Annotated in this window: 20 protein-coding genes; 8 read left to right on the top strand and 12 right to left on the bottom strand. The window is 65.8% G+C overall.

Going from position 1 to position 18,892, the window contains the following annotated elements; translation table 11 throughout:
* Positions 1–110 precede the first annotated feature (110 nt).
* Both ASF26_RS19105 and ASF26_RS19100 read right to left on the bottom strand, forming a co-directional pair.
* The gene (locus ASF26_RS19105; protein ID WP_018042523.1) at positions 111–341 is read right to left on the bottom strand and encodes a hypothetical protein; all 231 of its coding nucleotides are present in this window, start codon (positions 339–341) and stop codon (positions 111–113) included.
* Positions 342–546: 205 nt separating this feature from the next.
* Positions 547–756: a cold-shock protein gene (locus ASF26_RS19100; RefSeq protein ID WP_026175704.1), complete on the bottom strand. Its 210-nt coding sequence runs from the start codon at positions 754–756 to the stop codon at positions 547–549.
* Between the two features lie 325 nt (positions 757–1,081).
* Here ASF26_RS19100 and ASF26_RS19095 point away from each other — a divergent pair, with 325 nt between their 5' ends.
* The gene (locus ASF26_RS19095) at positions 1,082–1,471 is read left to right on the top strand and encodes a hypothetical protein (RefSeq protein WP_056257748.1); all 390 of its coding nucleotides are present in this window, start codon (positions 1,082–1,084) and stop codon (positions 1,469–1,471) included.
* 7 nt (positions 1,472–1,478) lie between these two features.
* Here the strand turns inward: ASF26_RS19095 and ASF26_RS19090 are convergent, their stop codons facing one another.
* Entirely contained in the window at positions 1,479–1,700 is a 222-nt protein-coding gene (locus ASF26_RS19090) for a hypothetical protein (protein WP_018042520.1), read from the bottom strand.
* A gap of 211 nt (positions 1,701–1,911) precedes the next feature.
* On the opposite strand from ASF26_RS19090, the gene ASF26_RS19085 reads away from it, so the two are divergent.
* On the top strand, positions 1,912–2,490 hold the full coding sequence (locus ASF26_RS19085; protein ID WP_056257745.1) for a type 1 glutamine amidotransferase domain-containing protein: 579 nt from the start codon (positions 1,912–1,914) through the stop codon (positions 2,488–2,490).
* Between the two features lie 43 nt (positions 2,491–2,533).
* On the opposite strand, the gene ASF26_RS19080 is transcribed toward ASF26_RS19085, so the two are convergent.
* The 7 genes from ASF26_RS19080 to ASF26_RS19050 all read right to left on the bottom strand — a co-directional run bounded on the left by ASF26_RS19080 (position 2,534) and on the right by ASF26_RS19050 (position 10,575).
* A complete protein-coding gene (locus ASF26_RS19080) occupies positions 2,534–4,192 on the bottom strand; it encodes a calcineurin-like phosphoesterase family protein (RefSeq protein ID WP_056257742.1) in 1,659 nt (552 codons plus the stop codon).
* 78 nt (positions 4,193–4,270) lie between these two features.
* Complete coding sequence (locus ASF26_RS19075) at positions 4,271–4,564, bottom strand: hypothetical protein (protein WP_056257738.1); 294 nt, start codon at positions 4,562–4,564, stop codon at positions 4,271–4,273.
* A 378-nt stretch (positions 4,565–4,942) separates the two neighbouring features.
* Positions 4,943–5,785 (bottom strand): NAD(P)-dependent oxidoreductase, encoded by an 843-nt coding sequence (locus ASF26_RS19070; RefSeq protein ID WP_056258179.1) that lies wholly within the window; start codon positions 5,783–5,785, stop codon positions 4,943–4,945.
* Between the two features lie 87 nt (positions 5,786–5,872).
* Positions 5,873–7,075 (bottom strand): pyridoxal phosphate-dependent aminotransferase, encoded by a 1,203-nt coding sequence (locus ASF26_RS19065; protein WP_056257735.1) that lies wholly within the window; start codon positions 7,073–7,075, stop codon positions 5,873–5,875.
* A gap of 368 nt (positions 7,076–7,443) precedes the next feature.
* Positions 7,444–8,844 carry a sulfate adenylyltransferase subunit CysN gene (gene cysN / locus ASF26_RS19060; protein ID WP_056257732.1) on the bottom strand — a complete coding sequence of 467 codons (1,401 nt, stop codon included), beginning with the start codon at positions 8,842–8,844 and terminating at the stop codon, positions 7,444–7,446.
* A gap of 1 nt (position 8,845) precedes the next feature.
* Positions 8,846–9,781 carry a sulfate adenylyltransferase subunit CysD gene (gene cysD / locus ASF26_RS19055; RefSeq protein ID WP_056257729.1) on the bottom strand — a complete coding sequence of 312 codons (936 nt, stop codon included), beginning with the start codon at positions 9,779–9,781 and terminating at the stop codon, positions 8,846–8,848.
* Complete coding sequence (locus ASF26_RS19050) at positions 9,778–10,575, bottom strand: phosphoadenylyl-sulfate reductase (protein ID WP_056257726.1); 798 nt, start codon at positions 10,573–10,575, stop codon at positions 9,778–9,780. The genes cysD and ASF26_RS19050 overlap by 4 nt, the downstream gene beginning before the upstream one ends.
* 251 nt (positions 10,576–10,826) lie before the next feature.
* Here ASF26_RS19050 and ASF26_RS19045 point away from each other — a divergent pair, with 251 nt between their 5' ends.
* The 5 genes from ASF26_RS19045 (at position 10,827) to ASF26_RS19025 (ending at position 16,446) form a co-directional block, all read left to right on the top strand.
* Positions 10,827–11,333, top strand: coding sequence for an Lrp/AsnC family transcriptional regulator (locus tag ASF26_RS19045; RefSeq protein WP_018042510.1), 507 nt, complete (start codon positions 10,827–10,829; stop codon positions 11,331–11,333).
* Between the two features lie 107 nt (positions 11,334–11,440).
* On the top strand, positions 11,441–13,210 hold the full coding sequence (locus ASF26_RS19040) for a flavodoxin domain-containing protein (protein WP_056257723.1): 1,770 nt from the start codon (positions 11,441–11,443) through the stop codon (positions 13,208–13,210).
* Between the two features lie 83 nt (positions 13,211–13,293).
* A complete protein-coding gene (locus ASF26_RS19035; protein ID WP_056257720.1) occupies positions 13,294–15,087 on the top strand; it encodes an NADPH-dependent assimilatory sulfite reductase hemoprotein subunit in 1,794 nt (597 codons plus the stop codon).
* Between the two features lie 153 nt (positions 15,088–15,240).
* A complete protein-coding gene (locus ASF26_RS19030) occupies positions 15,241–15,438 on the top strand; it encodes a hypothetical protein (protein WP_056257717.1) in 198 nt (65 codons plus the stop codon).
* A 339-nt stretch (positions 15,439–15,777) separates the two neighbouring features.
* Positions 15,778–16,446, top strand: coding sequence for a TetR/AcrR family transcriptional regulator (locus ASF26_RS19025; protein ID WP_056257714.1), 669 nt, complete (start codon positions 15,778–15,780; stop codon positions 16,444–16,446).
* 23 nt (positions 16,447–16,469) lie between these two features.
* Here the strand turns inward: ASF26_RS19025 and pyrF are convergent, their stop codons facing one another.
* Both pyrF and ASF26_RS19015 read right to left on the bottom strand, forming a co-directional pair.
* The gene (gene pyrF / locus ASF26_RS19020; RefSeq protein ID WP_056257710.1) at positions 16,470–17,180 is read right to left on the bottom strand and encodes an orotidine-5'-phosphate decarboxylase; all 711 of its coding nucleotides are present in this window, start codon (positions 17,178–17,180) and stop codon (positions 16,470–16,472) included.
* A gap of 66 nt (positions 17,181–17,246) precedes the next feature.
* Entirely contained in the window at positions 17,247–17,867 is a 621-nt protein-coding gene (locus ASF26_RS19015; protein WP_018042504.1) for a uracil-DNA glycosylase family protein, read from the bottom strand.
* Positions 17,868–18,032: 165 nt separating this feature from the next.
* Between ASF26_RS19015 and ASF26_RS19010 the strand changes: the two genes are divergently transcribed.
* Positions 18,033–18,854: an alpha/beta hydrolase gene (locus ASF26_RS19010; protein WP_056257707.1), complete on the top strand. Its 822-nt coding sequence runs from the start codon at positions 18,033–18,035 to the stop codon at positions 18,852–18,854.
* Positions 18,855–18,892 lie beyond the last annotated feature (38 nt).

Genomic DNA, 18,892 nt, shown 5'->3' with positions numbered 1-18,892 from the left:
GGGCTATGGGGAGACTGGCTCCGGACACGCGAACGCCGAGCCCTATGAGGAACTCGGCGTGAAACGTCATCGAGCGCGAGGAGACTGTCCCCGGCGCGGAAATGCCCCGATCAGGCGTGTTCGCGAACCGCGACCACGTCGGGAGCCACACCCAGCCGCTCGGCCAGATGCCAGCGCAATTCACGGGGCGAGTGGTAATTGTAAGAGGTGTCGATGAGGTGGCTGAGATCGATGTCCTGCGCTTCACGCGACGTCGTCTGCTTCAGCTTTCCTACCTTGAAGGTCGCCGCATCGGTGATCGGCGAACGGACGCCGCGGCGTCGGGTATATTCGAACAACATGTTTTCTTGTGATCTTTCAGATTTTCTTGGTGTGCGAAACGACGAGCTTTGCCTCTCGTTCCGTAAGTCAAAGGATTTTGGGGTTGAGGATGGGTCATCCCTGAGACGAACTCGTCTCCCCGGAGGAGCGCGTCGGGATGCCAGCGAAGCCGGCGCTCGATGAGGCCGGTAGTGACGCCAGCCCCGAGGGCTGGCGCCGGGTGCGTCAGGCCGCCTGGAGGTTACCAGCCGAATCCTTGCCGCTGCGCTTGTCGGTCTGAATCTCGTAGGAGACCTTCTGACCTTCAATGAGGTTGCGCATTCCCGCGCGCTCGACGGCGGAGATGTGAACGAACACGTCCTTGCCGCCGTCATCGGGCTGAATGAAGCCGTAGCCTTTGGTTTCGTTGAACCACTTAACAGTGCCGGTATTCACGAATAGAACCTCGTATCGTTCGTTGACCAAACACGCGTATCTGCTCGAGACACCCGGCGCCGGTCCTCTTTTACATTTGACGGGATCAGCAGGTCGTGAGACGTGCGGTGCACGTTGTGTTCGGCTCACTGACGCCCGCTGAGATCCATGTAGGCGCATTGTGCGGCGGCAACAAGGCATCCGGCTGGATCTTGCCTGTCGGATCGACGCACCGCCCTCTCATGCCGCACAATGCGAGCGCTGTGGCGAACCCCGTGTTTTTCGGTCCGCGACGTGCATATATGAGTTCGGCTCCAGGCGGTTAGGCGACGCAATCAGGCGGTTCATGGCGGGCATCTCGGTTTCCCTCGAAGGCGCGAACATCCAGCTCTCGTTCCAGAAGGACGATCAGGCCACGGCCGTCGTCATGGATGCCCGTGCGGCCCGTGCCCTCGTGCGCGCGGTCGGGCATCTGCTGACCGCGATCGACGAGCCGGACGAGGTCGATCCGTCGGACGACCTCGCCGACGAGGACATCGCCATGCTGGAAGTCACCTCCTCCGCCATCGAGGTGGGAACCGACGAGAAGGGTCAGGCCGTCGTGGCCCTCCAGGCGGGGCCGCTGCCGCCGTTCCAGCTGCGCCTGACGGACGAAGAGGCCCGTCACGTCGCGACGAGCCTCTCCGAAATCCTCAACGCCCCCCGCGATGTGCGCGCATCGCACGGGGATCACTGACCGGGGATCACATCCGCACGCCGGGGTCCGTCGGACCGCCGGGCAGATAGTCGGGCTCGGAGCCCGGCCCCGCCGGCTCGTCGATGCCGGGATCGTCGACGGGATAGGGTGTCCGGGGACCGGTCGGTCCGATATCCGGAGCCTCGTCCGGCGGCAGCGGCGGGGGCGGCAGGTCGCCGGGAATTCCCCCCGGGAGCGGCTCGGGGATCGGTAGGCCTGGATTGGCCATGCAGCGTCTCCTTCGCTTTGAGGTGGATCAGTCGGTGTGCCGGAGAAACCCGCCCCGGCAGTCGCCAGTTCCAGCCCGACGCCGATTCGCGAGCCGTCCTGCGACCCTTGCGTTGGCACCGAGGCTGCATTGCATCTCCCCGGAGCCAGGAACCCGCCATATCGGCTACCAGTTCTTCCGCCATCATTCGAGACACGTGCGGAGATCAACCATGTCCGACATCAAGCAATCGAAAGTTCTCATCCTCGCCACCGACGGTTTCGAGGAAACGGAGCTGACGGTTCCGCTTCAGGCGCTTAAAAGCGCCGGGGCGAGCGTCGTCGTCGCCTCGCCGAAATCGCGCGAATCGCGCGAATCCATCCGTGCCTGGGACAAGACGGATTGGGGCAAGAACGTCGCGGTCGACAAGGACCTGGAAGACATCGACCCGGCGGATTACGACGCCCTCGTGCTGCCGGGCGGCCAGATCAATCCGGACAAGCTCCGGCTCGAGCCGAAGGCCCTCGACGTGATCAGGACGTTCCTCGTCTCCGGAAAAGTGGTGGCCGCCATCTGCCACGCGCCCTGGCTGCTGATCGAGGTGGGGGTCGTGAAGGGTCTGAACCTCACGTCGTTCTCGTCGATCAGGACGGATGTCATCAATGCCGGCGGCCAATGGCGGGACGAGGCGGTGGTGACCGACAAGGGCATCGTCACGAGCCGTAATCCCGGCGATCTCGACGCTTTCTGCGCCAAGATCATTGAGGAGATCGAGGAGGGCAACCACGGCGCTCGCCGCCTGGCCGCCTGACACCGCGCCCCCGGCAGCCGCTCGTTCCGGGCGAGCGGCGATCTCAGCCCCGCGAAGGGCCGTCCTCGCCGGTGACTTCGAGGACCATGGCGGACGAGAACGGGCGCCCGTACTCGTCCCGGACCTCGACGGTGATGCGATGGCTGCCGGCCGGAATGTCGCCGTCGAGGCGCGCGACCCAGATGTGGCTCGACGGCTCGGCCTTCACCCACGGCTTCTTCGCCTCCGGATAGCGGAGGAAGACCTCGGCGACGAACGGGTCGGGCCGCCGCGTGCGTACCATCTCGACGGTGGGACCGTCGTCGATGCGGTACCGGACGCTGGTGCGCGGACCGCCGTCGAAGACGTTCACCACCAGATTGGTCGCCCCGACGCTCTCGCGCGGTACTGGCGAGCGCAGTGTCTGCATCGGCCGGTAATCGCGCAGGACCTCACCGGACCCTCCGCGATACTGGCTCTCCAGCACGATTCTCATCCTCTCTTCCGGCTCGCCCTGAGCCGGGCGGTACCGGGTGGTGTAGGCGGCGCCGTCGATGGACAGGACGTGGAAACCGTTGGGCGTCCCGTCGCGGCTGTCGGCCGAGGGAATGCCGGTGCGAGCGGAGGGGCCGCTCCACCACGATCCGGAGACGGCGGTGAGGACGTGGTGATGGTGGCTCCCGGTTGCGTCTTCGCGGGGGTAATGGTGCTCCGTCGTGTGGGTATGGCCGGCGAGGCTGAGCACGGGTCGGTCGCCGAGGAGGTCGAGTAGACGCTCCCGGTCCATCACGTTCTGGCGTGGATCGGCCGGATTAAGATCGGTGAAAAGCGGGATATGCATCGCGATGACGACGAGGGTCTCCTTCGGCGTCATGGACAGCATATTGGCGATGAAAGTGAGCTGCCGCTCGCCGATGCGTCCCTCGTAGCGGCCGACTCCGTCGCCATTGCCCGATTCGGCGCCCAAATAATGCACGGTGTCGAGCATTAGGAACAGCGCCTTGCCGTGGTGGAAAGCATAGTAGGGCGCGCCGTAGACCCGCTTGTAGGTCTCGCGGCTGTAGCGGGCGTCGGGCGCCTCGAAGTTGAGGTCGTGGTTGCCGCCGATATGGAACCAGGGGATTCCGATGCGCCCGATGATGCGGTTTGAGCGGCCGTAAAACGACAGATCGTCAAACAGGATGTCGCCCGTGGTCATGCCGAAGGCGGCCTTCGTGCCGAGGACCCGCGTCACCGCCGTATCCCGGACATGGCCGAGTTCCACCGGACTTTCCGGCTGCGGATCGGTGAACAGGATCACCTCGAACGCGTCCGACTCCGGTTCGCGCATCAAGGTAAAATCGATGGAGGCGGGAAGCGGCCCGGTCGGGTCGATGCCGCGATAGCGCAGGCGTAGATCGGGCAGCGTACCCTGCGGCTGGTGGATGTAGCTGAAGCGCGGAATGTTGTTCTCGTCGCACGGCAGCGCGAAGCCGGCGGGCTTCACCACGAAGACGATATCGCCGTCCAAGACGTCGAGCGCGTAGCGGCCCTGACCGTCGGTGCGGACCACGTCGCGACCGTTCGAGACGGCCACATCCGGGATCCCTGCCCGCCCCCCCGGAACCACTTCATAGACGGACCCCGTCGCGCGCTCCGACGACCGCGCCGCCGAAGTCGCCAGGGCGAGGACGGCGGCACATGCCAGGGTTTCGCGGCGGGTGAGAGCGGGACGGTCAATCATGCGGCAGCCTGTTGCGACGGGTCGGCCGCACCGAACCACGCCCTCTTGACCATGGCGTGACGATAGTCGCGTCCGCCTTCAGTGTCTGGCTGCGGCCTTCTCGACCTTTGGCTTGTCGCCAGTGGCGCCCGAAAACAATTCGCCGAGGTGTTTCTGGTCGAGACCGCGTGTCACGTCCGCCAGTCGTTCGCGAGTGGGGGATTCCGCACTGCGCGTGAGGATCGAACCGGTTGAGACCGGATCCTTCGCCGCTGCGAGGGGGGCCGGCATGGCGGTGGGTGCGCGCTGTACGCGCATGGCCCAATGGGCGGCGGTTGAAAGCGCGGCGATGGCGACGATCGCCTTGATGCCACCGGTGAGAAGGCGTCGCATGCTGGAAAGCCCGAGACTACGCGGAGGAACGCGACCGGTTCCCCGGCCCATCTCACTTGTGCGAGAAGTCGGTAAACCATTTGGCCGCTGGCCGGCCCGGAGCCTGTCCTGAAATGGCGCGGCCCGTCCGTTGGCGCGATGAGCGTGGGCCATCAGCCACGGCGACGGTTCCTGTTCCCCGCGCCCGTGACACACTTGCCGCGACCCGACCCACGAGGCCTCACAGGATCGGCGCAGAGAACTGGTCCGCACCGCCCCGTCACGACAAGCCCTGCGACCACACCAGTCCGAGAGGGTTCGCGAAACCATCGGACGCATCGGCTGCGGGGATGGTGGATGTAGACATCCTGACTTAAGCCGGCAACCGACCCGGCAACCTCAGGGCTTTTCGGCCGCAGCGGCGAAGGCCTTTAACTGCTCGACCTCGTCCCCGTCGCCCTCGGCGGAGAGCCGTTCATAGACGCGCCCCGCGCCGTCGAACATCAGTCGGCCGCCATCGTCGTTCTCGAGAAAACTCGCGATCTCGTCCATCTCCGCGACCCAGCGATAAGCCTTCGGCACCATGTCGGGCAGGACGCGGGAGAACCGCGCGAGCAGTTCCGGCTCGCTTTCGGCGAGTTCGGCATACAGCGCATTGGCGGCACCCGCCCGGCCTGCCGCGAGTACCATGACGGCGGCGAGCGCCGTTAGCCCCTTGTTGATGCCGGCATAGGACATTTTGAGCGCCGACGCCGCGCCGACGCCGCCCTCTACGGGTCGGACGTCCAGCCCCATTTCGCGCAACGCCACGGACGCCGAAAGGTCATCGCCGGAGACGTAGAACCGTGGCCCCCGTTCGCCGGATTTGGGCGGCGCTCCGATGATGGCGGCATCGACGAAGGGCGCGCCGGCCTGTCCGATCACGGCGGCGACGCCACGTTTCGTCACGACGTTAAGGGCGTTGCAATCGACATAGACCGGTTTGCGCACCGCTGCAGCGAGCAGCGGGGACAGGCGAATCGCAAGGTTCGCCGCCTCCGCTGGCGGGACGATGGAGAGGATAAGGTCTGCCTCGGCGAGGGCCGTCTCCTCCACTCCTTCCATTCCGGATTCCTGGGCGCGTGCGATCGTAGCGGCACTTCGACCTGCCAGAACGGTGAGAATACGGGCGCCGTTTCCGTGCAGTCGCGCTGCGATCGCACTGCCCATGGCACCAGGTGCGATGACAGCGATCGTCGCCATGAACGTCTCCTCCGGGCGATACCACCAGGCTAGCATCTGACTCGCGTCAGACGTGAGTCGTCAAGTCGCGATCCACCCTCGGGTGGGTCAGCTTAGCGAGCCGCAGAAGCGCTGGATGCGGGTGCAGGCCTCTTCCAGCGCCGTGTTCGAGGTGGCGTAGGAGATGCGCAGGTTCGGTCCGAGGCCGAAGGCCGAGCCGTGGACGGCGGCGACGCCCTCCGCCTGCAGCAGCTCCAGCACGAAATCCTCGTCTGACTCGATGACCTTGCCGGACGGGGTCTTGCGCCCGATCGTCTCGGCGCATGACGGATAGACGTAAAAGGCGCCTTCCGGCGTCGGGCATTTGAGGCCCTTGGTCTGGTTCAGCATGGAAACCACGAGGTCGCGGCGCTCGTGGAAGGCGGCGCGGAAACGGGCGAGATGCTCCTGCGTGCCGTCGAGGGCCGCCACCGCCGCCCATTGTGAGATCGAGGAGGCGCCGGAGGTCTGCTGGCCCTGGACGAAATCCATCGCCTTGATGAGGTGCTCCGGGCCGGCGGCGTAGCCGATGCGCCAGCCGGTCATCGCATAGGCTTTCGAGACGCCGTTCATGGTCAGCGTGCGGTCGTAGAGGCCGGGCTCCACCTGGGCCGGCGTCACGAACTCGAAATCGCCGTAGCAGAGGTGCTCGTACATGTCGTCGGTGAGCACCCAGACATGGGGGTGGCGCATCAGGACGTCGGTGATCTTCTTCAGCTCGTCGCGGGCATAGGCCGCGCCGGAGGGGTTCGACGGCGAGTTGAGGATGATCCACTTGGTCTTGGGCGTGATGACCCGCTCCAGCTCTTCCGGCTGGAGCTTGAAATCATGCTCCATATCCGTTTCGGCGAAGACCGGCGTGCCGCCGCACAGCACCACCATCTCGGGATACGAGACCCAATAGGGGCGCGGAATCACCACTTCGTCGCCGGGGTTCAGGGTGGCGAGGAGGGCATTGTAGATGACGTGCTTGCCGCCGGTGCCGACAATGGTCTGCGACGCCTTGTAGTCGAGCCCATTCTCGCGCTTGAACTTCCGCACGATCGCCTCGCGCAGGGGCACGATGCCGGAGACCGGCGTGTACTTGGTCTCGCCGCGACGGATCGCGTCGATCGCCGCCTCTTTGATGTGGTCCGGCGTATCGAAATCGGGCTCGCCCACCGACAGGCTGATCACGTCCATCCCGCCGGCTTTCAGCTCGCGGGCCTTCTGCGTCATCGCGATGGTCGCGGACGGCTTCACCTTGGACAGGGCGTCAGCGAGAAAGCCCATGATGGCGTGCTCCGAGGGTTCTGACGGGCACCAACCGGCACCCTTTGAAAAGCGCGCGGACCCTAGTCCCGGAGGTGTGAGCCGGCAAGGCTGAGTCGCAGGCGGCACTGTGTCGGAAACGGCTCGGTCTCGCCCTTCGGGTCGACGCGGTCTTCCTCTCCCATCCATCGCCACATCCCGGGGTGGTGTGAACCAACCTCGGGATGTGGCGATGAATGGAATAAACGGTGTCACCCGTACGCCCTGCGACCGTCGATCGCCGGGCCGGCCGTCGCGCGAGGAGAAAGGCACCCTCGACAACAAAGTCGCCACCCGCCCCGCTCTTGGCTGGCCGGATGACGGTTCGTTTCAGCCGGTGGTGCGTCCGTTCAGATCCCGCCGAAGACCCAGCGCAGCTTCGACAGGAACCCTCCGCCGGATTTCGCAGCGCGGGTCGCCTCCGGCTCGTCCTTCTCTGCCGCGGAGGCCTTGTCCGCATGGATCAGGCCGAGGGCCGCCGTATCGGTGGTCTCGCGGTCGATGAGGATGAAGCCACCGGTATCGCGGTTCGCGGCGTAGGCATCGATTGCCACGGCGCGGTCCAGGCTCAGGGTCACGTCCGCGATGTCGTTGGCCACGAGGCGGGCGGCCGGAACGGGATTGCCGCTCTCGGGATCGACCCGCGTATGGATGGTCGTGACAGTGGCGTTCACCGTCACGGTGCCGATCTTGGCCAGCAGCGTGGCGCCGGGCAGGAGTTCGGTCTCGGCCGCCCAGAAGAGACGGGCGTCGAAACGGTCGCTCACCCGCATCGGTGCATCGGCCGTGACGATCACCGAGCCGCGCGAGGCGTCGATCTCGTCGGCGAGAACGAGGGTGACGGACTGGCCCTCCACGGCATGCGGCAGGTCGCCATCGGCGGTGAAGATCCGCGCGATGGTGGAGGTCCGGCCCGAAGGCTCGACGATGATCGCATCACCGGGGGCAATGCGGCCGCTGGCGATGAGACCGGAGAACCCGCGGAAATCGGAGTTCGGACGGTTCACCCACTGGACCGGAAGACGGAACGGAGCGGCCTGCTCCTCGACCCGCACCGGCACTTCTTCGAGGTACTGGAGAAGCGGCGTTCCCGTGTACCAGGGCACGGCGGCACCGGGCAGGACGACGTTGTCGCCGTTCTTGGCGGAAAGCGGGATGGGCCGGATTTCTGTGAAGCCCAGGGGCGCAGCGAACGCGTCGAACGCCGCCGTGATCGCCTCGAACTTGTCCTGCGACCAGCCGACGAGGTCCATCTTGTTCACGGCGAGCACGACGCGCTTGATCCCCAGCAGCGAGACCAGCAGGGCGTGACGCCGGGTCTGGCGGGTGAGACCCTGCCGAGCGTCCACCAGGATCACGGCGACATCGGCCGTGGAGGCACCGGTCGCCATGTTGCGGGTGTACTGCTCGTGGCCGGGCGTGTCGGCGACGATGAACGAGCGCTTGTCGGTGGAGAAGAAGCGATAGGCGACATCGATGGTGATGCCCTGCTCGCGCTCGGCCTGGAGACCGTCCACGAGGAGGGCGAGGTCGATCTCGGCGCCCTGGGTGCCGTGCTTGCGCGAATCGCGCTGCAGTGCCGTCACCTGATCGTCGAAGATCTGCTTGGTGTCGTGCAGGAGGCGGCCGATCAGGGTCGACTTGCCGTCGTCGACGGAGCCGCAGGTGATGAAGCGCAGCACTTCCTTGCTCTGGTGAGCGGCGAGGAAGCTGTCGTAGCCGAAGGCTTCGGGTGACTGATGGATCGTCATCTTAGAAATACCCCTCCTGCTTCTTGCGCTCCATGGCGCCCGACCCGTCCTTGTCGATCACGCGGCCCTGACGCTCGGAGGTCCGGGCGGCCAGGGTCTCGCCGATGATCTCGGGCAGGGTCGCGGCATCGCTCTCGACGGCGCCGGTCAGCGGATAGTCGCCCAGCGTCCGGAAACGCACGGACAGGTTCTGCGGGGTCTCGCCGGGGTTCAGGGGCAGGCGGTCGTCGTCGACCATGATCAACTGGCCGTCGCGCTCCACCACGGGGCGGGGCTTGGCGAAGTAGAGCGGCACGATCGGGATCTGCTCCTGCTCAATGTAGAGCCAGACATCGAGCTCGGTCCAATTCGAGATCGGAAAGACGCGCAGGGATTCGCCGCGCTTCTTCTTGAGATTGTAGAGGTGCCAGGGCTCGGCGCGCTGGCGCTTCGGGTCCCAGCGATGCTGGGCCGTCCGCAGGGAGAAGATGCGTTCCTTGGCGCGCGAGGCCTCCTCGTCGCGGCGGGCACCGCCGAAGGCCGCGTCGAACCTGTGCTTGTCCAGGGCCTGACGCAGGGCCTGCGTCTTCATCACGTCGGTATGGACCTCGGAACCATGGCTGATCGGGCCGATGCCCCGGGCCAAGCCGTCTTGGTTGGTGTGGACGATGAGATCGAGGCCGAGATCCTTGGCGCGCTGATCGCGGAACGCGATCATCTCCTTGAACTTCCAGTTCGTATCGATGTGCATCAACGGGAACGGCAGACGGCCCGGTGCGAAGGCCTTCAACGCCAGATGCAGGAGCACCGACGAATCCTTGCCGATGGAATAGAGCATCACCGGGTTCTCGGTCTCGGCGACCGTCTCCCGCATGATGTGAATGCTCTCGGCTTCGAGACGCTGCAGGTGAGTCAGACGCTCGGGCAGCGTGGCGGCCAGGGCGGTGGCGGCGCTCATCGGGCCATCTCCAGATTGCTGTTGCGGGGTGTCGATTCGAACGCGGCGGCTTCCTGGCCCGGCTGAACGTTCGCCTCGGGCTGGTGCACGTGCAGGCCGCATTCCTTCTTGGATTCCTGCTCCCACCACCAGCGGCCGGCGCGTTCGGATTCGCCGACCTTGATGGCGCGCGTGCACGGGGCGCAGCCGATGGAGGGGAAGCCGCGATCGTGCAGGACGTTGTAGGGGATGTAATTGTCGATCACGAAGCGGTCGACATCGGCTCTGGTCCAATCCGCGAGCGGATTGATCTTGATGAGACCACGCGCCTCGTCCGCCTCCGCCAGGGGCGTATCGGCGCGATTGGCGGATTGGCCCGCTCGCAGGCCCGTCAGCCAACCGGCGGCGCCGTCGAGGGCCCGGCCCAGCGGCTCGACCTTGCGGAAGCCGCAGCAGGCCTGCCGGGCGGCGACCGAGTGGCGAAAGCCGTTGATTCCCTCGTCGCGGACGAACGCCTCTTCGGCGAGCCGCTCCGGCGCATAGGCCTGGATGCGGATGCCGTAGGCCGATTCGGTCTCCGCCCAGACGTCGTAGGTCTCGGGAAAGAGCCGTCCGGTATCGAGCGTGACGATCTCCGTCCGCCCTTTCGCCATGGCGAGGGCGTGGGTCAGAGCCTGATCCTCGATGCCGAGGCTGGTCGTGAAGACCAGTCGGCCGGGGATCGCGGCTTCGATCGCGCGAATCCGGCCCCGCAGATCGAGGCCGGCCATCGTGGACGCGAGGTCCCGCGCCGTTCGTTCCAGGGAATTGCTCATCTGCGGTGCTCGATACGACTGCCTGAAAGATGCCTGCTTGTCTGGCGCCTGAAATGTTCGCTATAACGAACGCTGTCAAGGCATAGCGGCCATCGCGGCGCGGCATTCCCACGCGGACGCCGCTATGGTTTGCAAAGGCGCGGCGACCGGATTGGTTGCCTGTCGAAGGAATATCCTTCTCAATTCGCCGGTCGACGTCGTGCCTCCGCGCACCTCGGCGCCGCCGATCGGAACTGCTTAGCGAGGTCAATATGGACGCGATCGATCTGAAGATCCTGGCACTGCTGCAGAATGACGCCACTCTGTCGATCGCGACGATCGGGGAGAAGGTCGGCCTGTCTCAGACGCCCTGCTGGAAGCGTATCCAGCGCCTCGAAGCCGATGGCGTGATCGACCGCAGGGTCGCGGTTCTCGATCCCGTCAAGCTGGGTCTCGGCCTCACCGTCTTCGTGTCCATCGAAACGTCGGACCATTCCCGCGATTGGCTCGAGCGCTTCGCCTCGACCGTCGCCGCCATGCCCGAAGTGCTGGAGTTCTACCGCATGGCGGGGGATGTGGATTACATGTTGCGGGTCGTTGTCGCTGATATGCAGGCTTACGACACATTCTATAAGCAGCTCATCGCCACCTTGCCGCTCAAGAACGTGACGTCGCGCTTCGCCATGGAAAAAGTGAAGTCGACAACGGCACTTCCGCTGCCGGCCGCTCCCTCGAACGGTCGTTTCACGCCAACCCTCTCGGTCGTGGCGGGAGAATAAAATTCTATATTGCGCTGCAAGGATAGGCAGCTCCTTCTACCCCGACGTCGTTCTGTAAAACGGACATCCCGTTGACAGCCGGCCTCTCAGGACGACATGGCTTACCGATGGCACGACAAGCGATCCTTCCCCAAACCGCCCCGTTCAACGACAGCGAACGCGCGAGCCTCGACTCGGTCCTCGGCGCAGCGACGCCGATCCAACGCGCCTGGCTCGCGGGCTTCCTCGCGGGGTTGGATGCGGCCGGCGGCCAGAATGCCGTGGCACCCGCAGCGCCGCCGAAAGCATCCGAGCCGTTGACGATCATCTACGCGAGCGAGTCTGGCAATTGCGAAGCGCTGGCCGGCTCCGTAGCCAAGCAGGCCAAGAAAAGCGGCTTCAAGCCGAAGGTCGTGGATTTCGCCGACCTCGACATCGCGACGCTGCCCGGCGCGAAGAACGTGATCGCCATCGCCGCCACCTGGGGCGAAGGTGAGCCTCCGGCCCGCGCCACCCGCGCCTATAACGAACTGATGGGCGACAGCGCCCCTCGCCTCGACGGCGTGAATTTCGGCGTGCTGGCGCTCGGCGACACTTCCTATGTTGAGTTCTGCGCCATCGGGAAGGCGCTCGATGCGCGGTTCGAGGCGCTGGGCGGAAAGCGTAGTGTGGACCGCGCCGATCTCGACCTCGATTTCGACAAGCCCGCCGCCGATTGGATCAAGAACACCCTGAAGGCTCTGGCGCCCGCGCCGAGCGCCGACAACGTCGTGGCGGTCGATTTCGCCGGCCGCGCCTCCGTCGAGGACGACGATGCCGAGCCGAGCCGCGAACCGGTCGTGGTCGAGGTGGTGGATCACATCAACCTCAACTCGTCGCTTTCGGACAAGGAGACGATCCACCTCGCGCTGGAATTCCCGGACGGTGCCCCCGCCTACGAGCCCGGCGATTCGCTCGAGATCTACCCGGAGAACGATCCGGCCCTCGTGGAGGAGATCCTCAAGGCGACGAATCTTTCAGGCGACGAGAGCCTGCGCAGGGCGCTCTTGGCGGAGCGCGACATCACCACGCTGTCGGCCACCACGGTGGAGCGATTCGTGAAGGCGACGGGCCATTCCGAAGCGCAGAAGCTCATCGACAGCGGTGAGGTGAAAGCCTGGATCGAAGGTCGCCATCTCATCGATCTCATCGAGACCTTTCCGGCCACCCTCTCGGCCGAGCATCTCAACACCATCACGCGGCCCCTGCCGCCGCGTGCCTATTCCATCGCTTCCTCGCGCAAGGAAGTCGGCGACGAGGTCCATCTCGCCATCGTCGCCGTTCGTTACGACAGCCATGGCCGCTCTCGGTCGGGTGTCGCCTCGGTCCATGTGGCCGACCGGATCAAGAACGGCGCCAAGCTGCGGGTGAAGTTGAAGCCGAATCGGCATTTCCGCCTGCCGCAGGACCCGGCCACCGACATCATCATGGTGGGCCCCGGCACCGGCGTGGCCCCGTTCCGCGCCTTCGTGCAGGAGCGCCGCGCCATTGAGGCCACCGGTCGCTCGTGGCTCTTCTTCGGTGACCGCCACTTCACCCACGACTTTCTCTACCAGCTCGAATGGCAGGACGCCCTGGAAGACCGCTCGTTGACGAAGATCGACGTCGCCTTCTCCCGCGACCAGCCCGAAAAGATCTACGTACAGGACCGCATTCGCCAGCACGCCAAGGAAGTGGTGGAATGGCTCGACGGCGGCGCCAGCTTCTACGTCTGCGGCGACGCGAACCGGATGGCCAAGGACGTGCGCAACGCCGTCGTCCGGGCCTATGCCGAGGTCAAATCGCTGAGCGAGCCCGATGCGGAAGCCGCCGTGGCGGCCCTCGAGCGGGCCCACCGCTACCAGCAGGACGTCTACTAGGGCGTGTCGTCCCTCCCCCGCGCGAACGTGGGGATGCGCATGCGGCGCCCCGACTATGAACTGAAAAAGACCGGATCATCGCCATGGACGACCTGACTCCTCCCCGCACCTACGAGACCCCGCCGACGACCCGTCCCATCGACGAGGCCGAAGCGGCCCGCGAGGCGGGCCTCGCGCATAACGAGCACATCAAGATCGCGAGCGGCTTCCTGCGTGGCACCCTGGCGGACGGCCTGCTTAAGCATGCCACGGGGGCGATCTCCGAGGATGACGGCCAGCTCGTGAAGTTCCACGGGATGTACCTTCAGGACGACCGCGACCTGCGCCCCGAGCGCACCAAGAAGAAGCTCGACAAGGCCTACAGCTTCATGATCCGCCTGCGCATCGCCGGTGGCGTCGTGACACCCAAGCAATGGCTCGTCCTCGACAACATCGCCACCACCTACGCCAACGGCACGTTGCGGGCGACGACCCGTCAGACCTTCCAGTACCACGGCGTCATCAAGTCGAACCTCAAGCGGACCATGGCGGCCATCGACGGCGCCTTGCTCGATACCATCGCGGCGTGCGGCGACGTGAACCGCAACGTCATGGCGTCGACGAATCCGGCCCAATCGGGTGCCCACAAGGCGGCCTACGATCTCGGCAAGGCGATCTCCGACACGCTCCTGCCGAAGACCAATGCCTGGCGCGAGATCTGGCTCGATGGCGAGAAGGTGATCGGCGGCGAACCGGAATTCGAGCCCGTCTACGGCAAGACGTACCTGCCGCGTAAGTTTAAGATCGTCATCGCGGTGCCGCCGTCGAACGAAGTCGATGTCTTCGCCCATGATCTCGGCTTCATTGCGATCCTCGACAAGAAGAACAAAGTCACCGGCTGGAACGTCACGGTCGGCGGCGGCATGGGCATGACCCATGGCGAGCCGGACACCTTCCCGCGCACGGCCGATGTGATGCTGTTCTGCAAGCCGGACGAGGCCGTTAAGGTGGCCGAGGCAGTGATGACGGTCCAGCGCGACTGGGGCAACCGCAAGAACCGCAAGAACGCCCGTCTGAAATACACGATCGAGCGCTACGGGCTCGCGGCCTTCCGCGCCGAGGTGGAGAAGCGCTTCGGCAAGCCGCTCTCCGACCCGAAGCCCTTCACCTTCACGGGCAACGGCGATCGCTTCGGCTGGACCGAAGGCGACGATGGCCGCCATCACCTGACCCTCTACGTCCCCTCGGGTCGCATCAAGGATCACGAGGGCGACAGCCCGAAATTCCTGTCTGGCCTGCGCCGGATCGCCGGGATCCACGACGGCGATTTCCGCCTCACCGGCAACCAGAACGTCATCATCGCCAACGTGCCGTCCGAAAAGCGCGCGGAGATCGAGGCGCTGGTGGACGAGTACGGGATGACGAAGGGGGCCGGCGCCCTGCGCCGCAACTCCATCGCCTGCGTCGCCCTGCCGACCTGCGGATTGGCGCTGGCGGAGAGTGAACGCTACCTGCCGGACCTGATGACGGAGCTCGAGGAGAGCCTCGCCTCGCATGGGCTGCAGGACGACGAGATCACGATCCGCATGACCGGCTGCCCCAATGGCTGCGCCCGTCCCTTCATTGCCGAGATCGGCTTCGTCGGTCGCGGCCCGGAGCGCTATCACCTCTATCTCGGTGCGGCCTTCGACGGCTCACGCCTCGGCAAGCTCTATGCTGAAGACGTGACCGCCTCGGAGATCAGGACGATCCTCGATCCGCTCTTCGGCGCCTACGCTCAGGGTAAGACGGCGGGCGAGCGCTTCGGCGACTTCCTCATCCGTGCCGGCTATGTCGAGAAAACCATCAACGGACCGGATTTCCATACGAAGACCGGCGCCCTGAAGGCTGTTGCCTGAACCGCCCTTCCTCCGTGCAATGCTTCGGTGATGCTGCAGTGCACGGGGGTTTGTCTTTACGGCCAAGCTCAGGTGGGGACTGAATATAAGTTCGGGTCGGCTGAACTCTGACGCGGCTTAGCGGTTGATCTCGAGATTCGACCGGAGGCTGCGATGGCCAATCACGAAATCCTCAGTTTTTTCGAACATCGCCGCGACGGCGCCTGGATCTGCGTGAAGCCCTTCACGTTGACGACGAAGCAGACAAGCGTCGATATCCGACAGGGCATGCGGTTCGATTACGGCAAGCGTGTCGGCGGCGTGGACCTGGCCGAATATCTGGAACAGCTCGGTTCGCAGTTCGGCTCGTGAGCCCTCAGCAGAGCGGCTGAAGCGCCGGGCCGCTTTCCCCGGCCCTGATCGCCGAATGTTAGGACTATGGCCGGCGCCCGATCTCGAATGACGGAACATGTCGCCCGGCCAGGATCGCCGGGTCGCCCAATGGCCAAGTCCTGACTACCCAGTCCATCGTCCAGCGCTGTCTTTTGGAACCCCGTCTGTATCACGTACGTCCGCCCAAGATCGGACCGGCTCTGAAGCCGGTATCGGCATGCGGATTTCATTCCCGTGGCGTTCATCCGTCCTATGCGACGGCGGCAGCCTCGTTGCCGTGTCTTTGACGGCCGGAAGCAGGAGACCTAGGGTCGTTCCATGACAATCACCGTCGATCCGTTGCAGGCGGGCCTGGAAGCCGCCGCACCCACGACCCGATGCAGGATTTTGGCGGCGGCGGAGAGGTTCTTTCGCGAGATCGGCTACCAGAAGACGACCGTCGCGGACATCGCCAAGACGCTCGGGATGAGCCCGGCCAATGTCTACCGGTTCTTCGACTCGAAGAAGGCGATCAACGAGGCGGTGGTCGAGCGTGTGACCCGCGAGGTCGAGGCGCTGATCGCCGGCATTGCCGTAGCGCCCGGCCTCAGCGCCGATCAGCGGGTCGCCGAGATCATCCGAGAGCTCCACCGCGACTGTATCGAGCGATGCAAGGACAATCCCCGCATCCATGAGATGGTGGAAGCCGCCATGTCGGAGAGCTGGGGGGTGTGCCGGCACCATATCGACCGAATCGGCGCCGCCCTGGAACGGGTGGTCACGGACGGGGTTCGCAGCGGCGAGTTCCAGGTCGAGGATCCCGCGACCACCGCTGCGTGCCTGCACGTGGCGATCACGCGTTATTGCCACCCTGTCCTGGTGAGCCAGTACCCCAATGCGCCGGCGCCACCCATCGATGCGATGATCGCCTTCCTGCTGCGCGCGCTCCACGAACCCGCCAGGAACGGCGCCCCTGTAAAGGCGAGAGAGCCGGCCGAGTCGATCTAGCGAACGCTGTTGGCCGTCGGGGCTCAGCCCATCTCGGCGAGGATCGCCAGCGCCGCGGCGCGGGGATCGGCGCCCTGGGTGATGGGGCGGCCGACGACGATGTGGTCGATCCCCGCTTTCATCGCCGCCGCCGGCGTCAACACACGTTTCTGATCGCCGACATCGCCGCCCGCCGGCCGGATGCCGGGGGTCACGATGAGCCGCGACGGCCCAATGGCGGAGCGGACGGAGGCCGCCTCGGCGGCACTGCAGACGATCCCGCCGATCCCGGCCTCGGCCGCCTGCCGCGCACGCAAGGCCACCAGATCCGCGATGGGGAGGGCGTAGCCCGCCTCCTCGGCATCGGCGTGGTCGTAGGAGGTGAGCACGGTGACGGCGAGGATCGTCGGGCCGTCCCCGCCCCTTCCCCGCACGGCGGCGCGCATGGTCTGCGGGTAGGCATGGACCGTCAGGAAGGTCACACCGAGATCGGACAGCGCCCGGACGCCGTCCTCCACCGTGTTGCCGATGTCATGCAGCTTCAGGTCGATGAAGACCTTGAAACCGGCCTTGGACAGCCGCTGAACCAGGGCGAGGCCGCCCGAATAGGCGAGCCGGTATCCGATTTTGTAGAACGTCGCGGCATCGCCAATCCGGTCCACCATCGCCTCGGCCTCGTGGACGCTCGGCAGGTCGAGGGCGACGATGAGGCGATCGCGCGGATCGCTGGCGGCGGGTGACGCGGCGTGGGACATGACGGGCTCCGAAGGATCGGCTGACGGATCGCCGCCCGGGCTTCCCATGTCAACGCGAAGGCGGGGTCAGCCTCGCGTCATCACCCGGGAAACCTCCTCCTTCAGCACCGGCAGCAACTCGTCGGCGAACCAAGGGTTCGTCCTGAGCCAGCCGTTGTTGCGCCAGGATGGGTGCGGCAGCGGTAGCACGCGAGGCCGACGCGGCTCCTCCAGTATCGCACGCCAGTTCCGCACCATGGCGGTGAGTCCCCCCTCGACGCGGCCGAGATGCCAAGCCTGCGCGTACTGGCCGATGACCAAAATCAGATCCATTTCGGGCAGGCCTGCGAAGAGCGCCTCGCGCCAGTGCTCGGCGCACTCGCGGCGGGGCGGCTTGTCTCCGCCCTTCGCGTCGAGCCCCGGAAAGCACGCGCCCATGGGGACGATGGCGAGCCGCGTGGCGTCGTAGAAGTCCGGTTCGGACAGACCGAGCCACGACCTCAGCCGAATGCCGGACGGGTCCATGAACGGGATGCCGCTCTGGTGCGCCCGGTTCCCCGGAGCCTGACTGGCGATAGCGAGACGCGCCGAGGTCGAACCCTGAACGATGGGCTTCGGCTCCTGCGGCAGGCGCGCGCCATACCGGGGTGCGTCGCGACAAATTCGACAGGCGCGCAGGGCGGCGGCGGTGGATTCGAAAGGGGTCATACGAGAGGACAGGTAGTGCGGGCATCTGCCCCTGGGAATCCGGGGTGCCGGGAATCCATGCCGCGGGAACGAGAGGCCGCACCCCGCGCTTGAATCGCCATAGCAGCCGGCATTGCCGGGCTCATCCGCGAGCACGCCCGACCAGGGAATACAGGGAGCAGCCCCATGGCCTTCATCACCGCGCCGGATGGCACGAGCCTCTACTACAAGGACTGGGGCAGCGGACGGCCCGTGGTCTTCCTCCACGGTTGGCCCCTCGACGCGGATATGTGGGAGTACCAGATGGTGCCCGTCGCCGAGGCGGGCTTCCGGACCATCGCGTATGACCGCCGGGGCTTCGGACGCTCGGACCAGCCCTGGCAGGGCTACGATTACGACACCTTCGCCGACGACCTGAAGGCGGTGCTGGACGCCCTCGACCTCACCGACGTGACCCTGGTGGGCTTTTCCATGGGGGGCGGAGAGGTGGTGCGCTACCTGTCGCGGCACGGCAGCGACCGGATCTCCCAGGCGGTGCTGATCTCGGCGGTGACGCCGATGATGCTGAAGACGCCCGATCATCCCGACGGTGTCGATGCCAGCGTGTTCGAGGAAATCATCGACGGGCTGAAGATGGACCGGCCGTCCTTCCTCGCTAAATTCAACAAGGGCTTCTTCGGTGCCGGCGTCTTCAGCTCACCCGCTTCGTCGGAGATGATCGCCTGGGCCGGGCAGGTCGCCATGCTGGCCTCGCCCAAGGCCACCATCGCCTGCGTGAAGGCCTTCTCCGAGACCGATTTCCGGCCCGACATGGCGAAGGTCACGGTGCCTTGCCTGATCATCCACGGCGATGCCGACCAGACGGTACCGATCGACGTCACCGGAAAGGTCGCGGCCTCAGCCGTGCCGAGCGCGGAATTCGAAATCTACGAGGGGGCTCCGCACGCGATACCGCTGACCCATCACGAGCGTCTGACGATGGACCTCATCGATTTCCTGAGGCGCTGACGCCCCCGCGGCTGGCGGAGGCGCGCTGCCGATCGGGC

It is taken from the genome of Methylobacterium sp. Leaf93 (genome assembly GCF_001422345.1).
Classification (GTDB): domain Bacteria; phylum Pseudomonadota; class Alphaproteobacteria; order Rhizobiales; family Beijerinckiaceae; genus Methylobacterium; species Methylobacterium bullatum.
The sequence above is the reverse complement of the archived record's forward strand: the minus strand, read 5'-3'. Positions and strand labels throughout refer to the sequence as shown.